Source organism: Mesorhizobium sp. WSM1293 (genome assembly GCF_000513875.1).
In the GTDB taxonomy this organism is placed as follows: Bacteria; Pseudomonadota; Alphaproteobacteria; order Rhizobiales; family Rhizobiaceae; genus Mesorhizobium; species Mesorhizobium ciceri.
Map to the genome: position 1 here is coordinate 1 of NZ_AZUV01000041.1, position 23,177 is coordinate 23,177.

A 23,177-nucleotide genomic window follows, 5' to 3' on the forward strand; every position below is an offset into this window, starting at 1 on the left:
ACGAATGTGACCTACGCACTTGCCCTGGCCGGCGGGGCGGCGACCGGGCTGCTGACGACGGAGGGCAACCATGCGATCACGCTGGTGGTCGACTCGGCCACCCAGGTCTCGGGCCAGTACGACAGCAACGGCGACAGCGTGCTCGACGCGACGGCGTTCACGGTGACACTGTCTGGCACGACGGTGACGCTGACGTCGTTGGTTGCCCTTGAGCACTCGAACACGCAAGGCGTCGGCGAGGACAACACGCTCGACCTCAACGGTCTGATCAACGTGGTGGCAACGGTGACGGCGACGGACGGCGACAACGACGTCGTGTCGCAGCAAAGCACGAGCTCGGGGCCGTTGTCTCTGACCTTCGACGACACCGATCCGACGATCACGGTGCCGTTCGACGGTGACCAGAACGCCGGCAACGGTACCGGGACCCACGAGACTCTGGCCAACACGCTCAACGCGTCGGCTATCGGAGCCTTCGGGTACGACATGGTGGACAAGCATACGGCCGCAGAATATTTGGCGGGTGCTAGCGATTTCGTCGATGTCAACGGTGCCCTTGCCGGCATCCAGATCACCCTTGACGGCAATCTCACCGGCCTTGTGCCGGCACCAGGCACGACCCCGTTCCTTAGCTCGGTCGCGACGCTGCAGTCGGAAAGCGCTACCTCGGCGACGTTCAACTGGACCGCTAGCTACGACAGCGACCCGAACACGGCTGGCATTCAGCCGGGCTCGGTGGGTGGTACTCTCGTCTTCCACAAGGATGCCGGCACTTATACCATCACCTTGAGCGACACGGTGGAGGGCTTCACCAAGGACATTCTGCACACCAGTGAGCTTCTATTCAAGGAGCCCTTGAGCAACACCGGTCACCCGAACATCGTGGTGGAGAAGCTCTTCGAGGCGGACAGCACACCCGAAACGACCGACCGGGACTTCTTCGTGCAGTTCACCGGCAACTCGAACCCCAACGGTAGCCCGTTAGGTTTCAATGCGACAGGCGATGGCGCGCCGGCTGGATTGCCTAACAATCTTGACACGGCTTTCGACGCTGGCCAGCAGATCAGTAGCAACTTCGAGGATTGGATTTCTGCAACCCAAGCCACGAACGGAGTTGCCGGTGACACGATCCAGAAGGGTGAGTTGCTTACACTGCGGTTCTTCGACCACAGCCCCGGCATCGTCACCGACGACGGAGTCAACAACGTCCCGAACCAGTCTGCCACCGACATGGCCATCAAGTTCGACGGTATCGGGAACAGCGAAGATCTTATGCTGATCCTCAATCTCGTCAACTACGGTTCCGACGGGATTGCCGGCGGCAGCGGCACCGCCGCCGACACGTTCACCACGAAGGCGATGTACGTGTCGAACACGAACATCTTCAAGGCGGGGCAGGTCCCCACCGCATACGCGGCGGACTTCCCGCTCGATAACAACGACGGTCTCGTCATCATCGAGAAGAACGACTACAACGCAACCGGTGAGAACTGGGTGCTCCAAGGCGCCCAGATCATGCAGTCCGGCAACGGGCTCACCGGTACTGCAATCGACCTGAACAAAGCAACCGGTACTGGTACGACTGGTGCCAGCACGGGAACCCACGCCTTCGACGTGACCGACAATGACGTGCTGAAGATCACGGACATCGGCTTCACCTCGACCCAGACCACGACGCCGGATGCACATCTCGACTTCGCCTTCCAGGTGGCGGACGCTGATGGGGATGTGACCGTCCCCCAGCACATACTTGTCGATGTCGTCTGACACTTGACCAGCGGGGGCAGCCACGGCTGCCCCCACTTCTCGCACGAGATGTCATCCCGCACACCAGAGAAATAACGATGAAAACCAGGCAACAGCCCCCTGCCCTGCAGGTGGTGATGAAAGAGGTCAGGCGCGCTATCCGCCCGCTGATCTGGTTCAGCGGCGGCATCAACGTGCTGATGCTGACCGGGGCGTTATACATGCTCCAGGTCTATCACCGCGTACTGTCCAGCCACAGCCTGGAGACGCTGGTGATGCTGTCGCTGATGGCGGCTGCCGCACTCGCGACGATGGCTGGGCTGGAGGTGGTGCGCGGGCGTCTCCTGGCCAAGGTCGGATCGTGGATGAACGCGCGCCTGGGACCGGTTCTGCTGACCGCATCGGTGGAATACGCCGCCTCGGCGCCTGGCCAGGCCAACGCCCGTCCGCTGCGCGATCTGGACCAGGTGCGGAATTTCTGTACCAGTCCGAGCATCTTCCCGATCCTCGACGCGCCTTGGGCGCCGCTGTTTTTCGCCGCCATATTCGTCATGCACCCTTGGCTGGGTTGGCTAGCGCTTTGCGGCGGGATCGTGCTGTTTGCTTTGGCGCTGCTCAACGAATACCTCACACGCAAGCCGCTGACCGAGGCCGCAAGCGCACAGTCGCGGGCCTATGTGCAAGCCGAGGCGGCGATCCGCAACGCCGAGGTCGTCCAGGCGATGGGCATGTTGAAGCCATTGCTGGAAGGCTGGAAGGCCCAACAGGACGAGGCCAACAAGGGACAGGTTCTTGCCGCCAACCGTGGCGGCGTCATCGCGGCTATCGCGCGTTGTCACCGGCTGGCCCTGCAAATGGCCATACTCGGCCTCGGCGCCTATCTGGTTCTTCGCAACGAGGCTTCACCCGGCATCATGATCTCCGCCTCGATCCTGATGGGTCGCGCCTTGTCACCGGTCGAGCAAGCGATCGGCACATGGAAGGCGACGGTGGGAGCGCGTGCCGCTTACAAACGCCTCACCGCGGTCGCCGGACAGCACCGGGAAGCCACACCGGTCCTGCCACTGCCCCGTCCGAAAGGCAGGTTTGAGGCCGACAACCTTGTGCTTGCCCGACAGGGTGGCGAGCACATCCTGAAAGGCATCAGCTTCCGTCTCGAGCCGGGTGAAGCGATGGCCCTGATCGGTCCGAGCGGGGCCGGCAAGACGAGCCTGGCGCGCATACTTGCCGGTGCCTGGCGCCCGTCGGGGGGGCGTGCCTTGCTGGACGGAACGGATGTTGCCCAATGGGCGGCGGAAGACCGTGGCCGTTATGTCGGCTATTTGCCGCAGGACATCGAACTCTTCGCCGGCACCGTATCCGACAACATCGCCCGCTTTGCGACGGTCAATCCGGCGGTCTTCCAGCACGTGATCAAGGCAGCGCAGTTGGCCGGCGTCCACGAACTCATCAAGGGGCTGCCGAAGGCCTACGGCACCGAGATCGGCGAGGCGGGTGCGATACTGTCGGGCGGGCAGCGCCAACGCATCGGGCTGGCGCGGGCACTCTACGGCGACCCCACGCTGCTTATCCTCGACGAACCCAATTCCAACCTCGACAGGGAGGGCGAGGAGGCATTGATTGCCGCTCTCGGCGTGGCCAAGGCGACGAACACAACCGTTATCCTGATCGCGCACCGCGCCAACATCTTGGAGAAGGTAGACAAGATACTGGTCCTCAACAGGGGTCAGCAAGATCTCTTCGGGCCGCGCGACCATGTCTTCAACGAACTCGCCAGCCGCGTCAGCAAGGTGGCCCATCTGCCCAAGGCTGCCCAGTTGCCTGCCCTCGAAGTGGTCAAGGAAACCAAAGAGGTCAAGGAAGCATGAGCCGCCCCCCGGAATTGAACGTCGTGCCGCTGCCCCTTCCGCCGCCCTCCCTGCTGCAACCGATGCCGCTGCGTCTCACAGGCGTGACCTGCACCGGGTTCGCGATCATGTTCCTGTTCTTCGGCGTCGCGGGAGGTTGGGCGGCCCTGGCACCGTTGGACAGCGCCGCTGTGGCGCCGGGCGTTATCAAGGTCGCCGGCGACCGCAAGCTGATCCAGCACCTCGAGGGCGGCATCATCGCGGAGTTGAACGCAGCCAACGGTGATGTCGTCAAGGCCGGCAAGATCCTCGTCCGGCTCGACGACACTCAGGCAAAGGCGCAGCTCGACCTGATCCAGAACCGGATAGCAACGCGTGAGGCGCTGGCCGCGCGTCTCAGGGCCGAGCGTGACGGCAGGGCCGAGATCGAGTTCGATCCGGCGTTGCTCGCCAACCCCGCCACCGCCGCAAGGGACGCGGTGTCCGCACAGCGCGACGTGTTCGCGGCGAAACACCACAATCTGGCGGACGAGCAGGAAATCCTCAGCCAGCGCCGCCACCAGACCGAGGAGGAGATAAAGGGACTGGAAGAGCTTATCGTCACCAAGGACAAACAGATCGAGGCGATCGAGGGTGAAACCAAAGACCTCGAGAGTCTGCTCAAGAAGGGGCTGACCACCCGCGAGCGGAACCTGTTGCTCAGACGACAGCAGCAGGAGATCGAGGGCGAGCGCGCCACCAACATCGCCGCAATCGCCCGCGCCAGAAGCGCCATGGCCGAGATCGACATGCAGATCCTGAACCTCGACACCGTGCGGCTCAACGAGTCCGTCGATGAGTTGAGCAAGGTCGAGGCGGAACTGTTCGACCTGAGACAGGAGGAGCGTGCCGCCAGGGACGTGCTTACCCGTACCGATGTCGTCGCACCGGTTGACGGCATCGTCATGGATCTGAAGGTCCACACCGCGGGCGGTGTCGTGAAACCCGGCGATACATTGATGACGATCGTACCGCTCGGACAACAACTCGTGGTCGAAGCCATGGTCAAACCGGAGGATGTCGAGACGATCGCACCCGGACAGCCCGCGCGCGTCAGCTTCCCGGCCTTCGCCCGCTACAACCTGCCGCCGCTCGAGGGTGTCGTGGAGATCGTGTCGGCTGACCGCATGGTTGAGGAGCGCAGCGGCGCACCGTATTTCGCCGCGACGGTTGTGATCGACAAAAGCGAACTCGGCAAGCTGGAGGGCCGCAAGCTGCTGCCCGGCATGTCGAGCGAGACGATGATCCGGACGGGGGCTCGCACCGTTCTCTCTTATCTCGCCGAGCCGATCACGCAGAACTTCCGCCGGGCCATGCGGGAAAAATAGCCGTACGCCGCCCAGCGAAATTCAAGACAGCAGCATTCGCCCGGCCGTGATCGCCAGGAAGAATGCAAAGGCAAGTTTCAGGTAGCGCGGGTTGAGCGCGTGGGCGAGCCTTGCGCCCAAGGGTGCGAACAGGAAGCTCACGGGCGCTATGATGGCAACCGCCGGCAGGCTGACGTAACCCAGGCTGAGCGGAGGCCTGCCTGCAATTGCGAGACCCGACCAGATGAAGCCGGCCACTGCCGGAAGCGCAATAAGCAGGCCAAGCGCCGACGATGTGCCGACGGCCCGGTGCACAGGAAAGGAAAAGCTGGAAAGCGTCGGCACCGAGAGCGTGCCGCCACCGATTCCCATGAGCGAAGAGACAAAGCCGATGACAGAGGCGATCGCGCGGTTGATCCAGCCGCTTTGCGGCAGGTGATCGGAGATCACGAGGTGCTTCGGCAACGCCATGTTGAGGGCCACCAGCAGGCCGACGACGCCGAAAACCAGCCGCAAGCCGGCGCCCGGGATGAACTTCGACGTGATGCCACCGATCAGGGCACTCACGAAAACGGCCGGTCCCCACAGAGTGAGCAGAGGCCGATCGACATTGCCGCGCCTGTTGTGCGACCGCATTGACGAGATCGAGGTGGGGATGATGACCGCAAGCGACGTCGCGACAGCCAGATGGCTGATCACAGCAGGCGAAAAGTGGAACAGGCTAAGCACCCAGAACAGCACCGGGACGATGACGATGCCGCCGCCGACCCCCAGCAGACCGGCGAGCACGCCGGAGGCCATTCCGGTCATGGCCAGACCGGCGACCAGCATTGCAATCGTCAGCCCGTCGAAAACCGACGTGTCGAATCCGAAGTCCACTGTGATTTTTCCTTGATTGGCCGACTGCGGCCTTGCGGATACATTTTTGGCCGCGCCTGTCCGCCCGTCGCGACCTGGGTGCAGATCGCCCGAAAGCGTACACAGGTTTGGGGTGCGGAATGCTTTAGTGGCGCACCATCCCGGCGTCGACATTGAGCGTCTGGCCGGTGATCCAGCGCGCATCGTCGGAGGCCAGGAACGAGACCACATCGGCGATATGTTCCGGCTGCCCCTTGCCTTTCATCGCCTGAAGCATCTCGACGAAGCCGAACGCCTCATTGTGCGGGCTCGCCTTGACGCCGTCGCTCTCGATCAGGCCGGGCGTCACCGCATTGGCGGTGATGTTGTATTTGCCGAGTTCGGTGGCGAGCGCCCTGGTGAAGCCTATGACGCCACCCTTGGCTGCGACATAGGCCGCCATGTTCGGCGTGCCGGCAAAGAAGGTGTTGGATGCGATGCTGATCACCCGCCCAGCTTTGCCTGCCGCACGCATCTGGTCCGTGCCGGCGCGGCTGACGATGAAGGTGCCTGTCAAATTGACGTCGATGATCTTGCGCCAATGGTCGAGATCGACATCGTCCCAGGCGACGAACGGCACGATGCTGGCATTGTTGACCAGGATGTCGATGCCCCCGGTCAGGGTCTGGATTTCGGCGAAGAGTGCCTTGACGGAGGCCGGATCGGAAATGTCGGCGGCAATCGCCCTCGCCCTTCCGCCTATTGCCGCGGCCGCCGCCTTGGCGCCTTCGGCATTGATGTCGCTGACGATGACGGTTGCCCCGTCGGCGGCGAGCCGCGCGGCGATCGCCTTGCCGATACCCTGCGCAGCGCCCGTAACCAGGGCCGTCTTCCCCGCAAGCCGTTCAGTCATGAAAAATGCTCCCTCAATCCGTGGTGATATCTGTTCAGGCGTCGGCGTCGATCACGGCCAGCGCCGCGTCGATACCCCTGCCGATCGCCAGTTTCTGGCCGGCCGCGTTCATGGCGCCGCCAAGTGCCGTCAGCGCCGCGATCGCATAGATCGGCTGGGCGGTCGGACCCATATGGCCGATGCGCGTCAGCTTGCCCAAGGTCTCGCCGCGGCCAGACGAAAACACCACCCCGTAACGGGCGCGGGCAGCCTGGCGAAGCGCCTTCTCGTCGACACCTTCGGGCGTGCGGACAGCGGTCGTGGTCGGCGACGCGATGCTGTCGCTGGCCGCCCAGATCGACAGGCCCATCGCAGCAATGCCCGCGCGCATGGCCTTGGCGGTGAGCGCGTGGCGCGCCCATACCGCCTCCGGTCCCTCATTGAGATAGAGGTCGAGCGCGACATCGAGCCCGTTGATTTCCGAGACCGACGGCGTGAACGGAAACGGCTTGTCCCGCGACCACGCATGCTCCCAGTCGACGATGCTCAGCATGGATGCGCGCGGCGCTAGGGGATTGCTCTTCATCTTGGCCCAGGCCCGCTCGCTGACGCCCATCATCGTGAGGCCGGGAGGCGCGCCCAGGCATTTGTTCGGGCCGGTGACATAGATATCGGCCTTGCAGTCCTCGGGATGCGTCTTCATGCCGCCAAAGGACGAGACGGCATCGACGATGAGATAGCCGCCATGCGCCGAAACCAGCGCACCGATGGCGTCGATCGGATTGATGGTGCCGGACGGCGTGTCGTGGTGGCAGACGGAAACGACGGTGATCTCCGGGTGCGCCTTCAGCATTGCCTCGACCGCCTGCGGATCTATCGCCTCGTTGTAGGGCACCTCGATCTCGAGCAGATGTGGCGAATAGCGCTTCGCCCAATAGCCAAACCCCTTGCCGTAAACTCCAGAGGCAAGGTTGAGCACGACATCGTCTGGTGTGATCAGGGAGGCTGCGGCGGCCTCCAGGCCAAGCACCGGCTCGCCATGCAGGATGACCGGCTTGTTCGACAGCCGCATCGCCTTCTGCGCCTTGTCGACCACACCCTCGTAGAAGAGCTGGAACGCCGGGTCGTAGTCGTAGAGCACCGTGCGTCCGAGGCCGCGCAGCACTTCGGCATAGGCGTTCACCGGTCCCGCGGTCAGGGTGATGACCGGATCGGCATGTTCGAGATAGCGCATCGTCTTGTCTCCGGATTGGCGGCGGTCAGCCGTAGAATTGCGTACCGGTCTTGTAGGTCTTGAAGTTGTCCATGTCGTGCGAGTACATCAGCTCGGCGCCATGGTCTTCGGCGAGTTTCTTCACCTTGCGCATCGAATTGACGCCCGCCACCGGATCGATGTGGAAGGCCGCCTGGCACAGCGTCTCGAGGCTCTTCTGCGTATAGGCCGCATCGATCGTGAACATGATCGGCTTGCGCTTGGGGAACTCGACCAGCAGGCTGTAATGGCCGATCGAATGGCCGGGCGTCGAGATCAGCCGGACGCCCCTGGCAAGCTCGACGTCACCATCGATGCCTTCAAAGGTCGAATTCGCCCGTGTCGTTCCCGCAAGCAATTGCCCGGTCGCGCCACGCGCTTCGGCAGCCTCCGCCGAAAAACTCAGATCGGAATAGCCGAGATGCTCGAAAGGTTCGGGATTGCAGGCCTGCGGCACCTCGGTCCGGTGGCAGATCTTCTTGGCGTGCGGAAAATACTTGTTGCCGCCGCAATGATCGAAGTGGAAATGCGAATTGACGACGACGTCGATGTCCTTCGGTTCGAGGCCGAGCAGCGCCAGGGCGCCTGGGATGGTCTGGTGCTTTTCCTGGATCGGCTTTTCGAACGGCAGCACCTTCATCACGTGATCGTAGTCGTAGCCGGTGTCGATGAGGAACCGGCCCTCGGCATGTTCGATCAGGATCGAATAGACCGGGAAGCGCACTTCGCCGCCAGGGCCGCGGTTCCAGAACACATGATAGCCGTCGAGAACGAGCGAGCCGCCGTCGAGCAGGTAGACCTTGGTATCCGACATTCTTGCCTCCTTTATTGGCGCGGGTCCCGTCCGCGCATGAATTGTCCTCAGCGCGCGCCGCGCTCATATGGAATGCCGAGCGCCGCCGGCAGGCTGGCGCGCCGGCCGAACAGCACCAGCATGATCATCACCGCCAGGAACGGCAGCATCTGGATGATGTCGGTCGGTATGTTGATGCCGGCCACTTGCATGGCCGTCGTCAGCGACAGGCAGACACCGAACAGCAACGCGCCGAACAGCACCCAGATCGGGCGACCGCGCGCCAGCATGGCCAGCACGATGCCGAGAAAGCCCGCGCCATTGGTGATGAACGGAATGAACAGCCCGGCCCCGACATTGGCGAGATACGCGCCCCCGAGCCCGGCCAGCGCTCCGGTCGTCAGCACGGCGATGGTGCGGGTCCGCACGACATCGATGCCGGCGACATCGAGCGCGGCCGGCTTGTCGCCTGCCGCCTGCAAATTGAGGCCCAGCTGCGTGCGCCGGTAGATGTAGCCCATACCGAAAACCAGCGCGACCGCCAGATAGACGATCAGATGATGCTTGAAGAATGCAGGCCCGATGACCGGAAGGTCCGAAAGCAGCGGAATGACAGTCGCATCCGCCGCCGGCAGGCGCGGGTAGCTGCGTGAGAACTGGAAATGGTGGAGCAGTGCCGTCAGGCCTTCCAGCCCCAAGGTCAGCGCGATACCGATGACGATCTGGTTCAGCCCGATGCGCACGCAAAGCAGCGCCATGACAAGCGCCACCGCAGCACCCCCGGCGGCGCCGGTGAGAAAGCCCAGCCACAGCGACCCGGAATAGAAAGCGCCGACAAAGCCGAGATAGGCGCCGGCCAGCATCATGCCTTCGATGCCGATATTGAGCACGCCAGCCTTCTCGGAGATCTGCTCGCCGAGCCCGGCAAGCAGCAGCGGGATCGCTGCGGTGACGGCGCCGAACAGCAGCGCGCTGAGAAAGACCTCGCTGAAGAGCCCGGTCATGCCCTAGGCCCTCCGCGACTGGTTGTATCGGTGATCGAAATATTCGGCGAGCGCGAGCACGATCAGTACGATGGAAACCAGCACCAGCGTGAAATGATTGGGCACGCCGAGCCGGCGCGCCGCGCTCTCGCCGCCGATCGAAAGCACCGAAAGCAGGAATACGAAGCCGATGGCCGCAAAGCCGTTCATACGGGCGAGAAACACGGCGGGTATTACGGCAAGCCCGTAGGCGGGATTCCAGTCTGCGCGGACATTGCCCTGGACGCCGATGATGTCGACGGCGCCGGCAAGCCCGGCCAGCCCGGCCGAAATGGCGAAGACGGCGACGGTCAGGCCGGGAACGCCGAGCCCCGAGTGAACCGCCGCTCGTGGATTGGCGCCGACGATCCTCAGCTTCAGCCCGAACGCCGTGCGCGTCATCACCAGATGCACGATGACGATCGCCGCCAGCCCAAGCAGCAGGCCACTGGTGATGGTCGTTTCGAACAGGCGCGGCAGCCGGTCCTCCACCGGCAGCGTACGGGTCTGCGGCACGGTCGTGCTTGGGTCGCGAAACGCCAGCTTGACCAGCACATTGGCGAGCGAGGTGCCGAGGAACGTCATCATCAGGGTGGTGATGATCTCGTTGACGCCCTGATAGGCACGCAGCAGCGCCGGCACCAGCGACCAGATCATCGCCACCACCATGGCGATGAGGAACGAGCAGACCAGCGCCAGCCAGGCTGGCATGATCTGCACGAACACGGGAGCGCTGGCAGCCGCCGTCACCGCGCCAAGCAGGAACTGGCCGTCGCCGCCCAGATTCCACATGCCGGCGCGAAAGGCGACGATCAGGCCGGCGGCGAGAAACAGCAGCGGCGCCATGCGCGTCAGTGTCTGCTGGATGCCGAGCGGCGAGAACAGTCCCTTCTCCAGCACGAAGCCATAATAGGCCAGCGGGTCGACGCCGACGGCAAGCAGGATACAGCCGGCTATGACCAGCGCGATAAGGATCGGGCCGAGCGTCATCAGCAGCCGATGCAGGATGTCGCGGCGCGTCGCTGCCCCGCTCGTGGCATCGAGTGCGGTGGCGCTGACCGTGGGTGCGGTGTCGATGCTCATGCGGCAAGTCCGATCATCAGGCGACCGACCTTTGTGCGGGCGTCGTCTACGTTCTCGACGGTGCCGACCAAAGCGCCGTCGGCGATGACGGCGATGCGGTCGCACATGCCAAGCAATTCCTCGAGGTCGGTGGAGATCAGCAGCACGGCAAGGCCACGCGCCGCCGTATCGCGAATGCGCTGGCGCGACGCCAATGTGTTGGCGAGATCGAGCCCATAGGTCGGCTTGTTGAAGATCACCACCTTGGCGCCTTCAGCCAGTTCCCTTGCCAGAAGCACCTTCTGGATGTTGCCGCCGGACAGCCGCGCGACGGGCGTCTTCAGGCTCGGCGTGCGCACGTCGTATTCGCGCACGAGCTGCGCGGCGCGCTTGTCGATCTCCGCGCGCTGCTCGACGCCGTTGCGCCAGAACGGGGCCGCGCCGACCTGCTTGAGGAAGAAATTGATCGAGACCGGGAAGGTGCCGACAGTGCCCTCGCCCAGTCGGTCGTCGGTCAGGTAGCGAAGGCCGCGCCGGCGGCGCTCGCCGACGCTCAGCGTCTCGATGGCGGCGCCGTCCAGCCGCACCGAGCCGCTTGTGGCTGTACGCTGGCCGGCCAGCGCTTCCGCCAGCTGCTTCTGGCCGTTGCCGTCGATGCCGGCTATGCCGAGGATCTCGCCCGGGCGGATGTCGAAGGAGATCGACGACAGGCCCGGCGCATTGTCCGTCGCCGCTACCGCCAGGTCCGTCACCTGAAGCAGCGGGTCAGCGCCGGCGCGGGCAGTGCGGACCGGACGCTCGACGGCTTCCGGGTCATCCTTCTGCTTGCCGAACATCAATTCCACGATCTCCGAGACGATCTCCTGTTCGCCCAGCGTGCGAAACCGCTCGGGTGGAATCTCGCCGACCTTGCGGCCAAGCTTCAGCACCGAGATGCGGTCGCCGAAGGCAGCCGCCTCCTTGAGCTTGTGGGTGATGAAGACGATCGCAAGGCCCTGCTCGACAAGGCGGCGCATCAGCGCGCCCAGTTCGTCGATACCTTTCGGCGTCAGCATGGAGGTGGACTCGTCAAGGATGAGCAGCCGGCTGTTGCGCAGCATCGCGCGCAGGATCTCGACCTGCTGCTGCTCGCCGAGCGACAACTCCGATACCTTGGCTTGAAGCTTGACGGTGATGCCGAGCGTGCCGGTGATCTCGGCGACGCGCGCCGCCAGTTCCTCGGTCCTGGGGCGCTGCCACCACGGCCCGCCAAGCAGGAGGTTCTCCGCCACCGTCAGCGTCGGCACCAGCATCATGTGCTGGAATACGGTGCCTATGCCGAGTGCCAGCGCATGGCGTGGCGAGGTGATCGGCGTCGGTTTGCCGTCGACCAGTATGCGTCCTTCGTCAGGCTGCTGCAGGCCGGACAACATGCCGATCAATGTCGATTTTCCAGCGCCGTTCTCGCCCAGCAGCACATGCACTTCGCCCGGGCGGATCGACAGGTCGACGCTGTCATTGGCAACGATGCCGGGGAACCGTTTGGTCACGCCTTCAAGCGCGACAATGTCGCGCCCGGCAACGGACGATGAAGAAAAACCGCTCATGAAGCCCAGCACCAAAAAACAGGAATCGTCCGGAGGGGTGAACGGATCACCCCTCCGGCAGCCGACCATGATCGCCTTACTGGGCGACGCTGGTCATCAGTGCCCTTACGGCGGCCGCGTCATAGACCGGCTCGACCTTGATCTTGCCGGAAATGACGTCCTCGCGCAGCGCCTGGATTTCCGTCCAGACATTGTCCGGGATCGCAGCGGTCTTCAGCAACTTGACCGAGTCGTCCTTGAGGCCGATCGTATAGTGTTTGGTGCCGAACGTGTCGGCCTTCAGGTCGGCAATCATCGCCGCATAGACCGGCTCGATGTTCCACACCACCGACGACAGCAGGAAGCCCTTGTCGATCGGTGACTTGTCGCCGATGACGTCGATGAAATAGACCTTGCCGCCATCGGCTGCCTTGGTCGTCTCGACCGCCTGCAGCATGCCGAAGCTCGAACCGTTGCCTTGGCCGAAGATGATGTCGGCGCCCGACGCGATCACGCTTTCGGTGACGCGCTTGCCGCCGGCCGCATCGCTGTAGGCGGCCGGGCCGATCACCGCGTAGGTGATCTTGACGTCCGGGTTCTCCGCCTTCACGCCTTGCGCGAACGCCGCCGACTGCGAATTCCACGATGGCGGTTCGCCCGACACCACGATGCCGACCGACTTGGAACGCGACACCTTGGCGGCGAGACGGCCGGCGAGATAGGCGCCCTCGTGGCCGCTCAGCGTATAGTCGGCGACAAGGCCCTTCTCCAGGCCGGCTGGCGTGTCGACGATTGCCACCGGAACTTTCAATTCCTTGGCGATTTCAGGCGCCGAGGTGTTGTAGCCGCTGGCATGCGCGATCAGCAGGCTGGCGCCGTCGGAGGCAAGTTCCCGCAAGGTCGGGCGAACATCGCCATAGCCGAGGCCCTGGGCCACGACCACTTCGACGCCGGCGGCCTTGCCAGCCGCCTTGGCGGCATCGATGCCTTGCTGGTTCCAGCCGTAGTCCGTGCCTTCTTCGGGCGTCAGGATGGCGATCGACTTGACCTCGCCGGCAAGCGCGCCGCTCAACAAGACACTGGTCAATATAACTGCACTTACACTGCTCTTAAGAAGCTTTAACATTTTACCCTCTCTGTTGTTTCACCAATCAATATTCTTATTGTTATTGCGCGAAAGCGAGATAGACTGCCTAGGAAAAATTACATTGTGGAGCTCAGGCAAAGTGAAGATCCGTTATGCCCTTCCGGTGATGCTGGCGTTATCGTCCTTCGCCAACGCGGTTGAGTTGCACCATGTCGCCGTCCGCACCGGCACTGACGGGCTCGACATGGTTCCGTTGACGATTTCGAATGCGGGCAGCGAAGGCCTCTCCTGCAACGCCGACTTCGCCCACTGGTATTCGGCCGGGATCGCAACGATCGAGCCGGGCAAGAAGACCCGCGTCGAGCTCTGGTTCGATGCGAAGACCGGCACGTTCACGATCCTCAACGGCAAGCGCGAGAACCTGCCCGTCGAGCGGCTGTGGTGCGGTCTGGCGAGCCGAGCATATGCCACCCGCGTGCAGATCACGCTCGACCGCACCGATGCGGCGAAAGGCGAGCGTGATGTGTCCTGCGCCATGGCGCAGGACAGCCTGGTCTGCCGGTAGGCGCTCATTGCCGCGTCCGTTCGAACATCGCGAGCCTCTTATTCTTTCGCCAGGAACGCGTCGGTGAAGACGTCGTCCGCCGACAGAGCCGCCTTGAGCACGCCCTGGTCCGTCAGCGTCTTCAAGGTCTCCTCCCACTGCGTCTTCGTCATCCAGCCGAGACCGTGTTCCTTGGTGTCGGGGCTGGTGAACGTCGAGGCGATGTCGGCGTTGATCTGCGCCAGCAGTACGTCCTTCTTGTCCGCATAGCCGGGCGCTGCCTTGGCCGTGATCTCGGCGGCCTCTTCCGGATGAGCCACGACATAGTCGAAGGCCTCCCTATATGCCTTGACGAAGCGGCGCACGACGTCCGGCTTGTCCTTGATCATCGCCTGCGAGGTGAACAGGCCGGAGCCATAGGCTTTCCACCCATAGTCCGCCCCCATCATGATGCTGAGCGAGCCGGGACCCCCGGCCTTCGCTTCCAGTTCGGGAACCTCCGCATCGATATAGCCGACGACCGTCTGAACCCGGCCAAGCAGCAAATAGCTTTCATAGGGAGGCGAGACGCTGTTCAGCGTCATGTCCTTTTCGGTCAGGCCGTTGGCGGCCAGGAAGCCTTTGAAGAAGATGTAGGTGGAACCGGCCGGATGAATGCCGATGGTCAGTCCCTTGAGGTCGGACGGCTTGGTGAGCTTCAGCGTCTTGGCCAGCGAAATGATCCCCAGCGGCGAGTGCTGATTGACGGCTGCCAGCGCCACGACCGGGACATTCTGCGACCGTGCGACGGCAAGCGTGGGAAGATCGCCGAACCCGAAATCCGCGTTCTCATTGCCCACCAGCCGCATCGCGTCCGGCGAGCCGGATCCCTTGCGGATCTCGGCCACATCGATGTCGTTCTTGGCGAAGAAGCCCTTTTCCTTGCCGACGAAGAACATGGCGTGATTGCCGCGCACGACCCAGTCGAGCTGGACGTTGACCTTGTCCGCCGCCAGAGCCGCGTTGGAAAAACCGAGTGCTGCAACAAACGCCGCGAAGGTAGCGGCCTTGATAAGTGAGCGTCTCAGCATTTTTTGTTCCCTTTTATGAATTGGTTGATCGAGCGGGCCTAGGATTGGCTGAATTTCGGCGCCCACGGCACCACGATGCGTTCTAGGATTTCGGCGGCGTAGTAGAAGGCGATGCCAAGCACGGAAACGAGCAGCAGCGCTGCGAAGACCAGCGCCGTGTCGAGCTGGGTCGACGCGAACTGGATGACGTAGCCGAGACCGTCCGACGCCCCGGCGAACTCACCGACGATGGCGCCGATCACGCTCAACGTGGCGGCGATCTTGGTTCCGGCCATCAGGTTCGGCAGCGAGTGCGGAACGCGGATCCTGAACAGAATCTGCGTCGGGCTGGCCCCGACGGAATTCATCAGCGACAGCAGCGAGCGGTCGACCGATTGCATGCCCGCCAGCATCGACAGCGTCACCGGGAAGAAGGCGATGACCAGGATCAGGCCGATTTTGGGCGCCAGCCCATAGCCGAACCAGAGGATGAAGATCGGCGCGAGCGCGACTTTCGGCACGTTCTGGAACAGCACCACCAGTGGATACAGCGCGCGTCCCAACCAATCGAAGCGCACGATGACCAGCGCAATGGCAATGCCGACCACGACCGAGACCAGGAAGCCGAACAGTATCTCGCCCGCCGTCACCAGCGTCGCCTGCATCAGCGTGCCCCATTGCGCCACCAGCGACTTCGCGATCTCGGACGGGGCGGGAATGATGAAGGCGGATATGGCAAAGATCCGCACCGCGGCTTCCCACAGCACGATCGTCACCAGCAGGAGGATGACAGCCGGCAGCCAGCTGCCGGTCGCCGCACTCCAGCTGGAGGCGAGGCGCGGCTCGGAAAGGTCGAATATGGGTTGGTCGCTCAAGATGCGCCTCCCGGTTGATGGCTGGAGCGCAGCATCGTTCGCAACTGGACCACCAGCCTGACGAACTCCGGATCTTCGGTGACCGACAGGTCGCGCGGGTAAGGCAGCGCAATGTCGAGGCTCTCGGTGATCCGTCCCGGCTTGATCCCCAGCACGTGAACATGGCGCGACAGATGGATGGCCTCGTCGATGGAATGGGTGACGAGCACGATCGTCTTGCCGGTCCGCTGCCAGATCTCCAGCAGCGACTGGCCCATCGAATCGCGGGTGATGGCATCGAGCGCGCCGAACGGTTCGTCCATCAGCAGGACCGCCGGATCGAGCGCCAGGGCCCGTGCAATGGCGACCCGCTGCCGCATGCCGCCCGACAGCTCGTTTGGCCGCTTGTGGGCGCTGTCGCCCAGCCCCACCAGTTCCAGCATCTCCTGCCCGCGCGCCCGCAGATCCGAGCGCGAGAGCGACTTGTCGGCGATGCCGAGCAGCATCGAGGCATTGTCGACGGCGTTTTTCCAGGGGAGCAGGTTGGCGTCCTGGAAGACGAGGCCGATCATCCGCTTGCGCGCCGCCTCGACCGGCGCGAGCCCGGCGATCGAAACGCTGCCCTGGGTAGGCTGCACCAGCCCGGCCAGCACCTTGAGCAAGGTGCTCTTGCCACATCCGGAAGGACCGATAAGGGAAACGAATGATCCCTTTGGCACCGAAAGATCGATGTTCCTGAGGATCAGCTGACGGGCCATGACCACCGAAACGCCCTTGGCGGAGATTAGATCGTCATGGCGGATATGGGCCGGCCTGTCGCCGGCGGCTCGGATGGTTTCAATGCGCATGGCTTGTCGCCCCGCGCGCTGTTTTCTGCCGCACCCGCACCATCTTGATGGCGAAGGCGCCCTTCACACAAACAGCCGACCGGTGGAACTCCTCAAACCGGCTGGCCCTGTGCGCACCATGTGACATTGGCTACTCCCGGCCTTCCAGGATGCGCCGCACCGCGACGAGCTTGCGCGCCCGTTCACCTTGCAGCGCCTTTGTCTGCTCGGGCGTGTAGGCAAACATGCCCTCGCCCGACTTGATGCCGAATTTCGACGCAGCCGCCTTCTCCAGCACCATCGGCGCGACATCGTCGCGGTTGGAGAGATCGGCGTTCAGGAAGGACGAGACGGATTTGTAGATATCCAGCCCCGCCATATCGAGCAGCGCCATCGGGCCGATGACGGCGATCTTGTAGCCGATGCCCCACGACACGCAGGTGTCCAGGTCTTCCGGCTCGATGACGCCGCGCTCGACAAGATCGACCGCCTCGCGCAGCAGCGCATAGAGCACGCGGTTCTCGACGAAGCCTGGAACGTCCTTCTTCACCACCACCGGCAGCAGGCCGATCGAGCGGATGAGATCGCGGATAGCAGCCACGGTTTCAGGCGCGGTCTTCTCGCCGCCGATCACCTCGATCATCGGGATGATGTGCGGCGGGTTCGACCAGTGCATGCCGACCATCCGCTCGGGATGCGAGATATGCGCCTGCAGCTTGGTGATCGGGATGCCCGACGTGTCGGAAGCGACGATGACGGACGGGCCGATCAGCGGATCGATGTCACGATAGGTCTGCGCCTTGATGTCGATATTCTCGGGCACGTTCTCGATCACCAGTTCGGCGCCATCGACGGCCTCGGCAATCGTCTCGACGAAACGCACTTTGCCGGCACCAGTCCCGGGCGCCTCGATGTCGAGACGGTCGAGCACGCCGCCGGCAAGATCGAGCATGCCGCGGGCGCGCTCGATTGCCCCTGGCGAAACGTCATACGCCGTCACATCGAGCCCGCCGCGCGAAAGCCGCGCGGCGATGCCTGGACCCATCGTTCCCAGTCCGATGAGAGCGGCGCGCTTGATCATCATGCGGCCTTTGAGGGAGCAGCAGTGGTTGCCGCCTTGAAGGCCGGCCGAGCGGCGATCGCGGCCACCCAGCGCTCCAGATTGGGCATTGACGGCCGGTCGATCTTGAAGTCGACGCAGCGCTTCAGGATCGGCGCGCAGGCAATGTCGGCAAGGGTCAGCTTGCCGAGCGCCAGGAAGTCCTTGCCGGCCAGGTGGCCGTCGACGATCTTGAGCTGCGCGACAAGGTCCTTCACTTGTTCCTTGTATTCGGCGGTCTGTTCCTCGGGCGTGAGCTTGGCGCCCTTGAAGGCCGCCAGGTAGCCCGGATTGACTGCCGCCAGCAGGAAGTCCATCCAGCGCTCGACCTCGGTCTTTTCCGCCGGCGTGGCGCCATTCAACTGTTCGCCGCCGAATGCCGCGAGATAGCGCAGGATGGTGTTGGACTCCCAGATCACGGTGTCGCCGTCGACCAGCGTCGGCACCTTGGAGGTCGGGTTGAGCGCCTTGTATTCCGCCGTCTGCGTGTTCTCGAACTGGCGGCCATAATCCTCGCGCTTGTAGGACGCTCCCAACTCTTCGAGCATGAAGAGCACCTTCTGGACGTTGCCTGATGTCTGGCGGCCTAACAGCTTGTACATGTCTTATCCTCGCTAGTGTCCAGGGCCTACTTGCTCGCCGGCAGCGGCTTGTAGACGATGGCGTCCATTTCGATCTTGGTGTTGATGACCGCTTTTGCCTCGACGGTCGTGCGCGCCAGAACGGCGTCGCCGATCCCTTCGAGAAAGGCCTTGTTGTAGCGGCCGAAATCGCGCGTATCCTCGAGATAGGTGGTGATCCGCACGACATCCGACAGCGTCGCGCCTTCATGCGCGATGACGCGCGCGATGGTCTTCAGCGTCGCCAGCGTCTCTTCTTCGATCGTGCCGCTGATCATGTTGTTGTTCTCGTCTTTCGGCACCTGGCCCGAGACGAAGATGAAATCGCCGGCACGCACCGCCGGATGAAACGGCAGGTTCGGGTTCTTGTTGCCGATGGCGTAGTGGCTGGCGGATTTTCGCGTGCTGTCGCTCAACATATCCCCCTAGAGAACGCTGGTTTCGATGATGTCGACGCCGCGGATGCGATCGATCAGGTAGACGATGCCGCGGTCGTCGATGGTCACGTCGTTGGACGAGGAACGCTCCGCGCCCTCCGGCGCGTCGGGCATGAAATGACCGACTTCCTTTGGCGCGAACGGATCGGCGATGTCGACGAGGCGCAGCCCCTGCGCGAACCACGCAAACGGAATGACGGTTCCATTGAACCGCTCGGAAGGCTGATGGCAGCCGGTCATCTGCGGCTGCGGTGAACCGTCCGTATCGAGGCCTGGCACCTGGAAGGTCGAGATCGGCAACGGGTTGGTCTCGTCGGTGATGTCGTAAATCCAGGTGAAGGCCGGCGGCGATGGCCGAAGCTTGGCGACATCCTCGTCCGCCACCACCATGATGTTGCGGCCTTTGAGCGGCTGTGGAATCGGCAGGCAGGTGTGCGTGGGATGCGGAAAGCTCGGGCTCGAATTGACGTGCGAGACCAGCTTCGGCTTGGTGATGTCCGAAATGTCGAGGATGAACAGGCCATGATGCCAGTAGCTGACATAGAGCCTGTCGCCCATTCGCAGCGGATGGTGACAGCGCGGCGTGACATAGTCGTGCCAAGGATACTCTTCGCCGCCCCCGGTCCACTGGCCCGGTATCCACCAGCGTCCGACCTCGACCGGCTTCGCGGGATCGATCAGGTCGAGGATCATCACGATGTTGCCGACATAACCGTCGGCGGTCGGCGATATGTAGGCGTAACGGCCGTCGAAATCGTAGCGGTGGACGCCCTTGCCGCCGGTTATCCATTTCGAGATGAGCTTCGGCTGTGCCGGCTTGGTGGTGTCGTAGAGCGCCAGTCCGCCGCCGAAATCAGCCGGGCCGGCGTCGCCAAAGCGCTCGTGGTTGATGATCATCAGTCCGTCCTTGGCGCGCACCTTGTGCGAGTGCCAACCGGGCGGGACATCGATCGTCGTAATTTTGCGCGGATTGCGCGGGTCGGAAATGTCGACCAGCGTCGTGCCGCTCGGCGGCCGCATGTGGCCGATATAAAGGATGTTGCCGTCGACCCAGACCTGACCGCCGCCTGGGCAGTCGACATGGCCGATCTGCTTTGTGTTGAACGCCGAAACCAAATGCATACGCCCTTGCTGCTGAAATTCCATTTCGATGTCCACGCCGCCAATGGCGGCGCGGACATTGCCTGCCGGAGGACCGGAACTAGACGAGACGGAGCAGATCGCCGGCCTGGTTGCGGCCCCAGCGCTTGTAGAGGAGCAGCGCCTTTTGCGTCGGCGCATCGGTGGCGCCGAAGAAGATCACCGGCTCGCTCGACGAGCCGTTGACATGCTCGACCCAGGAACCGCCGGGTATGGCGATGGTGTCGAACTGGTTCCAGTCATAGCGCTTGCCGTCGATGATCGAATGGCCGTTACCGCGGAACGGCGCCAAGAGCAGGCTGGCGGTCTCGCGCTGCGGCAAGGTCTTCTCGCCGGGGCGCAGCATCTGCACGTAGAAATTGATGGTGTGGAAGACGGGTCCGCCGGTCGTCGGATCGACATAGTCGATGACGATGCCTTCATGGGGGTCGCCATCCCAATCCTTGTGGGCGTCGAGGATCGCTTCCATCTTCTCCCAACGGTAGACATACATCGGCGACGACAGGCCGCCGCCACGCTTGTGGTCGACGAAACGCGGCATCAGGCCACCTTCGCCATAGATGTGCTGTGAGTAGTCGCTCGGATAGCGGGCGGTCTGCACCTTCTTCTCGACTTCCTTGCCATCGACCATCTCGGTGTATTTGTGGTCGAAATGAACGGCATGCAGCGTTTCGACCAGCGGCAGGTCGAGCACCGACAGGTTGACCGCCTGCTCGCCGCCGACGGTGCCATGATTGTGCCAGGCGTCGTTGGGCGTCAGCACCATGTCGCCCGGGCCGAAGACCACGTCTTCGCCCTCGACGCCGGTGAAATTGCCCTTGCCCGTCAGGCCGAAGCGGATGGCGCTCGGCGAGTGCTTGTGCGGCGGCATGATCTCGTCGGGATCGTTCAGGCGGTAGGCGGTGTACATGGTGCTGACCGATGCACGCTTGGGTGCAAGACCAGGATTGACCAGGATCAGCGAACGGCGCTCGCTGTCGTCCATGGTCACAAGTTCGGCGGCGCGCTGGAGCAGCGGCTCGATGTCCGAATAGGACCACACGAAGGGAACGGCCCTCGACGTCGCCATCAACTGCTTGATCTCGTCATGGTCGACGCCTTCCGACGTCGCCCAGAACGGAAACATGTTCTTTGCGTAGAGGGCGTCATAGAGGCCCTTGAGTGCCGCCTTCTTGTTGGTGAGCACATCGTTAGCTGGTTGCGCCAGGGACATATCGGACACCTCTCGTCACGAAGAAAATACTTCTAACCAACTCAACCGTATTCGCATTGGTTTTGCTCGACAATACCCAAATTGCGAATTTTATAAGTTTTTGGTTGAGGTGCATTCTTGAGAGGCAAATGCCCAGAAATAGGCAGGAATAGCCTAGAAATGCACGAAACACGGCTCGCAATCAGGGCGTGAAACCGCTTCGCCACGGCCATGCGGACGCGCATGACAGTCCAACCAACGCAGTTTTTCAGTCTCAACCAAAAGACTTTGGTTGTATTCCGGCCGCCTTTATCAGGCCGCCACGCTCTGTCGAGCGCGGCTGCCGATCAGATCCGCGGCCTTTTCGGCGATCATGATGACCGCCGCATTGATGTTGCCGCAAACGAGGTCGGGCATGACCGAGGCGTCCACGACACGAAGCCCGGCAATGCCGCGCACCCGCAATTCCGGATCGACCACCGATGCCGCATCGACGCCCATGCGGCACGTGCCGGCCGGATGATGCACGGTGATCGAGGTCTTGCGGATATGCTCGTCGATCTCTTCGTCGCTCTCGCATTTCGGGCCGGGGAAGAACTCCGCGCCGACAAACGGGGTCATGGACGGCTGGCTGGCAAGGTTGCGTGCAACACGAAAGCCGGCGCGAAGCGACTGCCAGTCGCGCTGCGAGGACAGGAAATTCTGATGGATCAGGGGCGCGGCGACCGGATCGCTCGACGCCAGCTTGACGCTGCCGCGGCTCTCCGGCTGCACCGCAACGATACGGGTCGCAAAGCCGTCGGCGAACGGCGCCTTGAACGGCGACATGTAAGGCCATGCCCCAAGCGGCGCGGCGGTGAAAAGCAGCTGTACGTCCGGCAACGGCCGGCTTGCGTCGCTCTTCAGGAATGCCACGACGCCGCCAGGCACATCTCCCGAAAAGCCCTTTCCGGTGAGATAAGTCCTGACGAAATCCAGCCCGATACGATCGGCCCGCATCATCTTGAGAAACGGTCCAGGCTGTTTGCGCCGATACATCAGGATGACCGAAACGTGGTCCTGCAGATTCTTGCCGACTTGCGCACGATCGACCTTCGTCTCGATGCCATGCGCCGCCAGCTCGCCGCTGTCGCCTATGCCTGACAGCATCATCAGCTGCGGCGTGTTGATGACGCCGCCGGCAAGCAGAACTTCGCGCCGCGCCAGAACTTCATGGCTCGCCCCGCCTCTGGTGTAGGCAATGCCGGCTGCGCGGCCATCCCTGAGCAGGATCTTCGTCGCCATCGCGCCGGTCAGCACCTTGACATTGCCGCGCCGCATGGCGGGCCGCAGATAGGCGGTTGCGGTCGAGCAGCGGCGGCCGTTGGCAATTGTCATCTGCAGCCGGCCGAAGCCTTCCTGTATGGCGCCGTTATAGTCATCGGTCTGCGGGTATCCGGCATCACGGCTGGCTGTGGCGAAGGCATCGATCAGTTCGTCCTTGTAGCGGCAGAACTGGGTGTTCAGCGGCCCGCTGCCGCCACGGTACCGGCTTTCGCCCGCTTCCCAGCGCTCCTGCTTCTTGAAGTAGGGCAGCACCTTGTCGAACGACCAGTCCGTCAGGCCGCTTGCCGCCCAGCGATCGTAGTCGCCGCGATTGCCGCGCACATAAGCCATGGCGTTGGTGGAGGAAGAGCCGCCGATGACCTTGCCGCGCGCGCATTCGACCTTGCGGCCGCCGACATTGGCCTCGGGCTCGCAGAAATACATCCAGTCGTGGCGGCGCTCCGTCAGTATCTTGCCCCAGCCGAGCGGGATGTGGATCATCGGATCGCGGTCCCAATCCCCCGCCTCCAGCAAAAGCACCGACACGGCGGGGTCTTCGCTCAGCCGGTTCGCCAGCACGCAGCCGGCCGATCCCGCACCGACAATGACGTAGTCAAAGGTTTCGCCAGCCGGCATGCGTGATCCTCGGGAGAAAGACGTC

At 63.3% G+C, this 23,177-nt stretch carries 20 protein-coding genes and 1 pseudogene; 4 read left to right on the forward strand and 17 right to left on the reverse strand.

What is annotated here, in order from left to right:
* The 3 genes and pseudogenes from M729_RS0129585 to M729_RS0129595 all read left to right on the forward strand — a co-directional run.
* Positions 1–1,767: pseudogene (locus M729_RS0129585) on the forward strand (hypothetical protein); the annotation flags it as partial.
* Positions 1,768–1,844: 77 nt separating this feature from the next.
* Positions 1,845–3,614 (forward strand): type I secretion system permease/ATPase, encoded by a 1,770-nt coding sequence (locus M729_RS0129590; RefSeq protein ID WP_027163698.1) that lies wholly within the window; start codon positions 1,845–1,847, stop codon positions 3,612–3,614.
* Entirely contained in the window at positions 3,611–4,960 is a 1,350-nt protein-coding gene (locus M729_RS0129595) for an HlyD family type I secretion periplasmic adaptor subunit (RefSeq protein WP_027163699.1), read from the forward strand. The genes M729_RS0129590 and M729_RS0129595 overlap by 4 nt, the downstream gene beginning before the upstream one ends.
* A gap of 21 nt (positions 4,961–4,981) precedes the next feature.
* Here M729_RS0129595 and M729_RS0129600 read toward each other — a convergent pair whose 3' ends face one another.
* The 8 genes from M729_RS0129600 to M729_RS0129635 form a co-directional block, all read right to left on the reverse strand.
* Positions 4,982–5,818 (reverse strand): sulfite exporter TauE/SafE family protein, encoded by an 837-nt coding sequence (locus M729_RS0129600; RefSeq protein WP_027163700.1) that lies wholly within the window; start codon positions 5,816–5,818, stop codon positions 4,982–4,984.
* Positions 5,819–5,942: 124 nt separating this feature from the next.
* Positions 5,943–6,689, reverse strand: a complete 747-nt coding sequence (locus tag M729_RS0129605; RefSeq protein ID WP_013529873.1) for an SDR family NAD(P)-dependent oxidoreductase — start codon at positions 6,687–6,689, stop codon at positions 5,943–5,945.
* Positions 6,690–6,723: 34 nt separating this feature from the next.
* Positions 6,724–7,902, reverse strand: coding sequence for an alanine--glyoxylate aminotransferase family protein (locus M729_RS0129610; protein WP_027163701.1), 1,179 nt, complete (start codon positions 7,900–7,902; stop codon positions 6,724–6,726).
* Positions 7,903–7,927: 25 nt separating this feature from the next.
* Positions 7,928–8,734, reverse strand: coding sequence for a 4-pyridoxolactonase (locus M729_RS0129615; protein ID WP_013529871.1), 807 nt, complete (start codon positions 8,732–8,734; stop codon positions 7,928–7,930).
* 47 nt (positions 8,735–8,781) lie between these two features.
* Positions 8,782–9,717: an ABC transporter permease gene (locus tag M729_RS0129620; protein WP_024505120.1), complete on the reverse strand. Its 936-nt coding sequence runs from the start codon at positions 9,715–9,717 to the stop codon at positions 8,782–8,784.
* A gap of 3 nt (positions 9,718–9,720) precedes the next feature.
* Positions 9,721–10,818, reverse strand: coding sequence for an ABC transporter permease (locus tag M729_RS0129625; protein WP_013529869.1), 1,098 nt, complete (start codon positions 10,816–10,818; stop codon positions 9,721–9,723).
* Positions 10,815–12,383, reverse strand: a complete 1,569-nt coding sequence (locus tag M729_RS0129630; protein WP_027163702.1) for an ABC transporter ATP-binding protein — start codon at positions 12,381–12,383, stop codon at positions 10,815–10,817. The genes M729_RS0129625 and M729_RS0129630 overlap by 4 nt, the downstream gene beginning before the upstream one ends.
* A gap of 76 nt (positions 12,384–12,459) precedes the next feature.
* The gene (locus M729_RS0129635; RefSeq protein WP_244506860.1) at positions 12,460–13,449 is read right to left on the reverse strand and encodes a BMP family protein; all 990 of its coding nucleotides are present in this window, start codon (positions 13,447–13,449) and stop codon (positions 12,460–12,462) included.
* A 139-nt stretch (positions 13,450–13,588) separates the two neighbouring features.
* On the opposite strand from M729_RS0129635, the gene M729_RS0129640 reads away from it, so the two are divergent.
* Positions 13,589–14,014, forward strand: a complete 426-nt coding sequence (locus tag M729_RS0129640) for a hypothetical protein (RefSeq protein ID WP_013529866.1) — start codon at positions 13,589–13,591, stop codon at positions 14,012–14,014.
* 38 nt (positions 14,015–14,052) lie between these two features.
* Here M729_RS0129640 and M729_RS0129645 read toward each other — a convergent pair whose 3' ends face one another.
* From M729_RS0129645 to M729_RS0129685, 9 genes are all read right to left on the reverse strand, one after another.
* Positions 14,053–15,063 carry an ABC transporter substrate-binding protein gene (locus tag M729_RS0129645; protein ID WP_024505123.1) on the reverse strand — a complete coding sequence of 337 codons (1,011 nt, stop codon included), beginning with the start codon at positions 15,061–15,063 and terminating at the stop codon, positions 14,053–14,055.
* 38 nt (positions 15,064–15,101) lie between these two features.
* Entirely contained in the window at positions 15,102–15,917 is an 816-nt protein-coding gene (locus M729_RS0129650) for an ABC transporter permease (RefSeq protein WP_027163703.1), read from the reverse strand.
* Entirely contained in the window at positions 15,914–16,744 is an 831-nt protein-coding gene (locus tag M729_RS0129655) for an ABC transporter ATP-binding protein (protein ID WP_013529863.1), read from the reverse strand. The genes M729_RS0129650 and M729_RS0129655 overlap by 4 nt, the downstream gene beginning before the upstream one ends.
* Positions 16,745–16,874: 130 nt before the next feature.
* Positions 16,875–17,804 (reverse strand): 5-formyl-3-hydroxy-2-methylpyridine 4-carboxylate 5-dehydrogenase, encoded by a 930-nt coding sequence (fhmpcd1, locus tag M729_RS0129660; RefSeq protein WP_027163704.1) that lies wholly within the window; start codon positions 17,802–17,804, stop codon positions 16,875–16,877.
* A complete protein-coding gene (locus M729_RS0129665) occupies positions 17,804–18,424 on the reverse strand; it encodes a glutathione S-transferase family protein (protein ID WP_027163705.1) in 621 nt (206 codons plus the stop codon). The genes fhmpcd1 and M729_RS0129665 overlap by 1 nt, the downstream gene beginning before the upstream one ends.
* Positions 18,425–18,450: 26 nt before the next feature.
* On the reverse strand, positions 18,451–18,858 hold the full coding sequence (locus M729_RS0129670) for a RidA family protein (protein ID WP_024505125.1): 408 nt from the start codon (positions 18,856–18,858) through the stop codon (positions 18,451–18,453).
* A 9-nt stretch (positions 18,859–18,867) separates the two neighbouring features.
* On the reverse strand, positions 18,868–20,025 hold the full coding sequence (locus M729_RS0129675) for a hypothetical protein (RefSeq protein ID WP_013529859.1): 1,158 nt from the start codon (positions 20,023–20,025) through the stop codon (positions 18,868–18,870).
* A 55-nt stretch (positions 20,026–20,080) separates the two neighbouring features.
* Positions 20,081–21,232, reverse strand: a complete 1,152-nt coding sequence (locus M729_RS0129680) for a cupin domain-containing protein (protein WP_027163707.1) — start codon at positions 21,230–21,232, stop codon at positions 20,081–20,083.
* Positions 21,233–21,523: 291 nt separating this feature from the next.
* The gene (locus tag M729_RS0129685; RefSeq protein WP_027163708.1) at positions 21,524–23,152 is read right to left on the reverse strand and encodes a choline dehydrogenase; all 1,629 of its coding nucleotides are present in this window, start codon (positions 23,150–23,152) and stop codon (positions 21,524–21,526) included.
* Positions 23,153–23,177: the final 25 nt, after the last annotated feature.

Excerpts from the sequence above, each read along its gene's own strand:
- M729_RS0129590 (WP_027163698.1), top strand. The coding sequence starts at position 1,845 with ATGAAAACCAGGCAACAGCCCCCTGCCCTGCAGGTGGTGATGAAAGAG.
- M729_RS0129595 (WP_027163699.1), top strand. The coding sequence starts at position 3,611 with ATGAGCCGCCCCCCGGAATTGAACGTCGTGCCGCTGCCCCTTCCGCCG.
- M729_RS0129605 (WP_013529873.1), bottom strand. The coding sequence starts at position 6,689 with ATGACTGAACGGCTTGCGGGGAAGACGGCCCTGGTTACGGGCGCTGCG.
- M729_RS0129610 (WP_027163701.1), bottom strand. The coding sequence starts at position 7,902 with ATGCGCTATCTCGAACATGCCGATCCGGTCATCACCCTGACCGCGGGA.
- M729_RS0129615 (WP_013529871.1), bottom strand. The coding sequence starts at position 8,734 with ATGTCGGATACCAAGGTCTACCTGCTCGACGGCGGCTCGCTCGTTCTC.
- M729_RS0129620 (WP_024505120.1), bottom strand. The coding sequence starts at position 9,717 with ATGACCGGGCTCTTCAGCGAGGTCTTTCTCAGCGCGCTGCTGTTCGGC.
- M729_RS0129625 (WP_013529869.1), bottom strand. The coding sequence starts at position 10,818 with ATGAGCATCGACACCGCACCCACGGTCAGCGCCACCGCACTCGATGCC.
- M729_RS0129630 (WP_027163702.1), bottom strand. The coding sequence starts at position 12,383 with ATGAGCGGTTTTTCTTCATCGTCCGTTGCCGGGCGCGACATTGTCGCG.
- M729_RS0129645 (WP_024505123.1), bottom strand. The coding sequence starts at position 15,063 with ATGCTGAGACGCTCACTTATCAAGGCCGCTACCTTCGCGGCGTTTGTT.
- M729_RS0129655 (WP_013529863.1), bottom strand. The coding sequence starts at position 16,744 with ATGCGCATTGAAACCATCCGAGCCGCCGGCGACAGGCCGGCCCATATC.
- fhmpcd1 (WP_027163704.1), bottom strand. The coding sequence starts at position 17,804 with ATGATCAAGCGCGCCGCTCTCATCGGACTGGGAACGATGGGTCCAGGC.
- M729_RS0129665 (WP_027163705.1), bottom strand. The coding sequence starts at position 18,424 with ATGTACAAGCTGTTAGGCCGCCAGACATCAGGCAACGTCCAGAAGGTG.
- M729_RS0129675 (WP_013529859.1), bottom strand. The coding sequence starts at position 20,025 with ATGGAATTTCAGCAGCAAGGGCGTATGCATTTGGTTTCGGCGTTCAAC.
- M729_RS0129680 (WP_027163707.1), bottom strand. The coding sequence starts at position 21,232 with ATGTCCCTGGCGCAACCAGCTAACGATGTGCTCACCAACAAGAAGGCG.
- M729_RS0129685 (WP_027163708.1), bottom strand. The coding sequence starts at position 23,152 with ATGCCGGCTGGCGAAACCTTTGACTACGTCATTGTCGGTGCGGGATCG.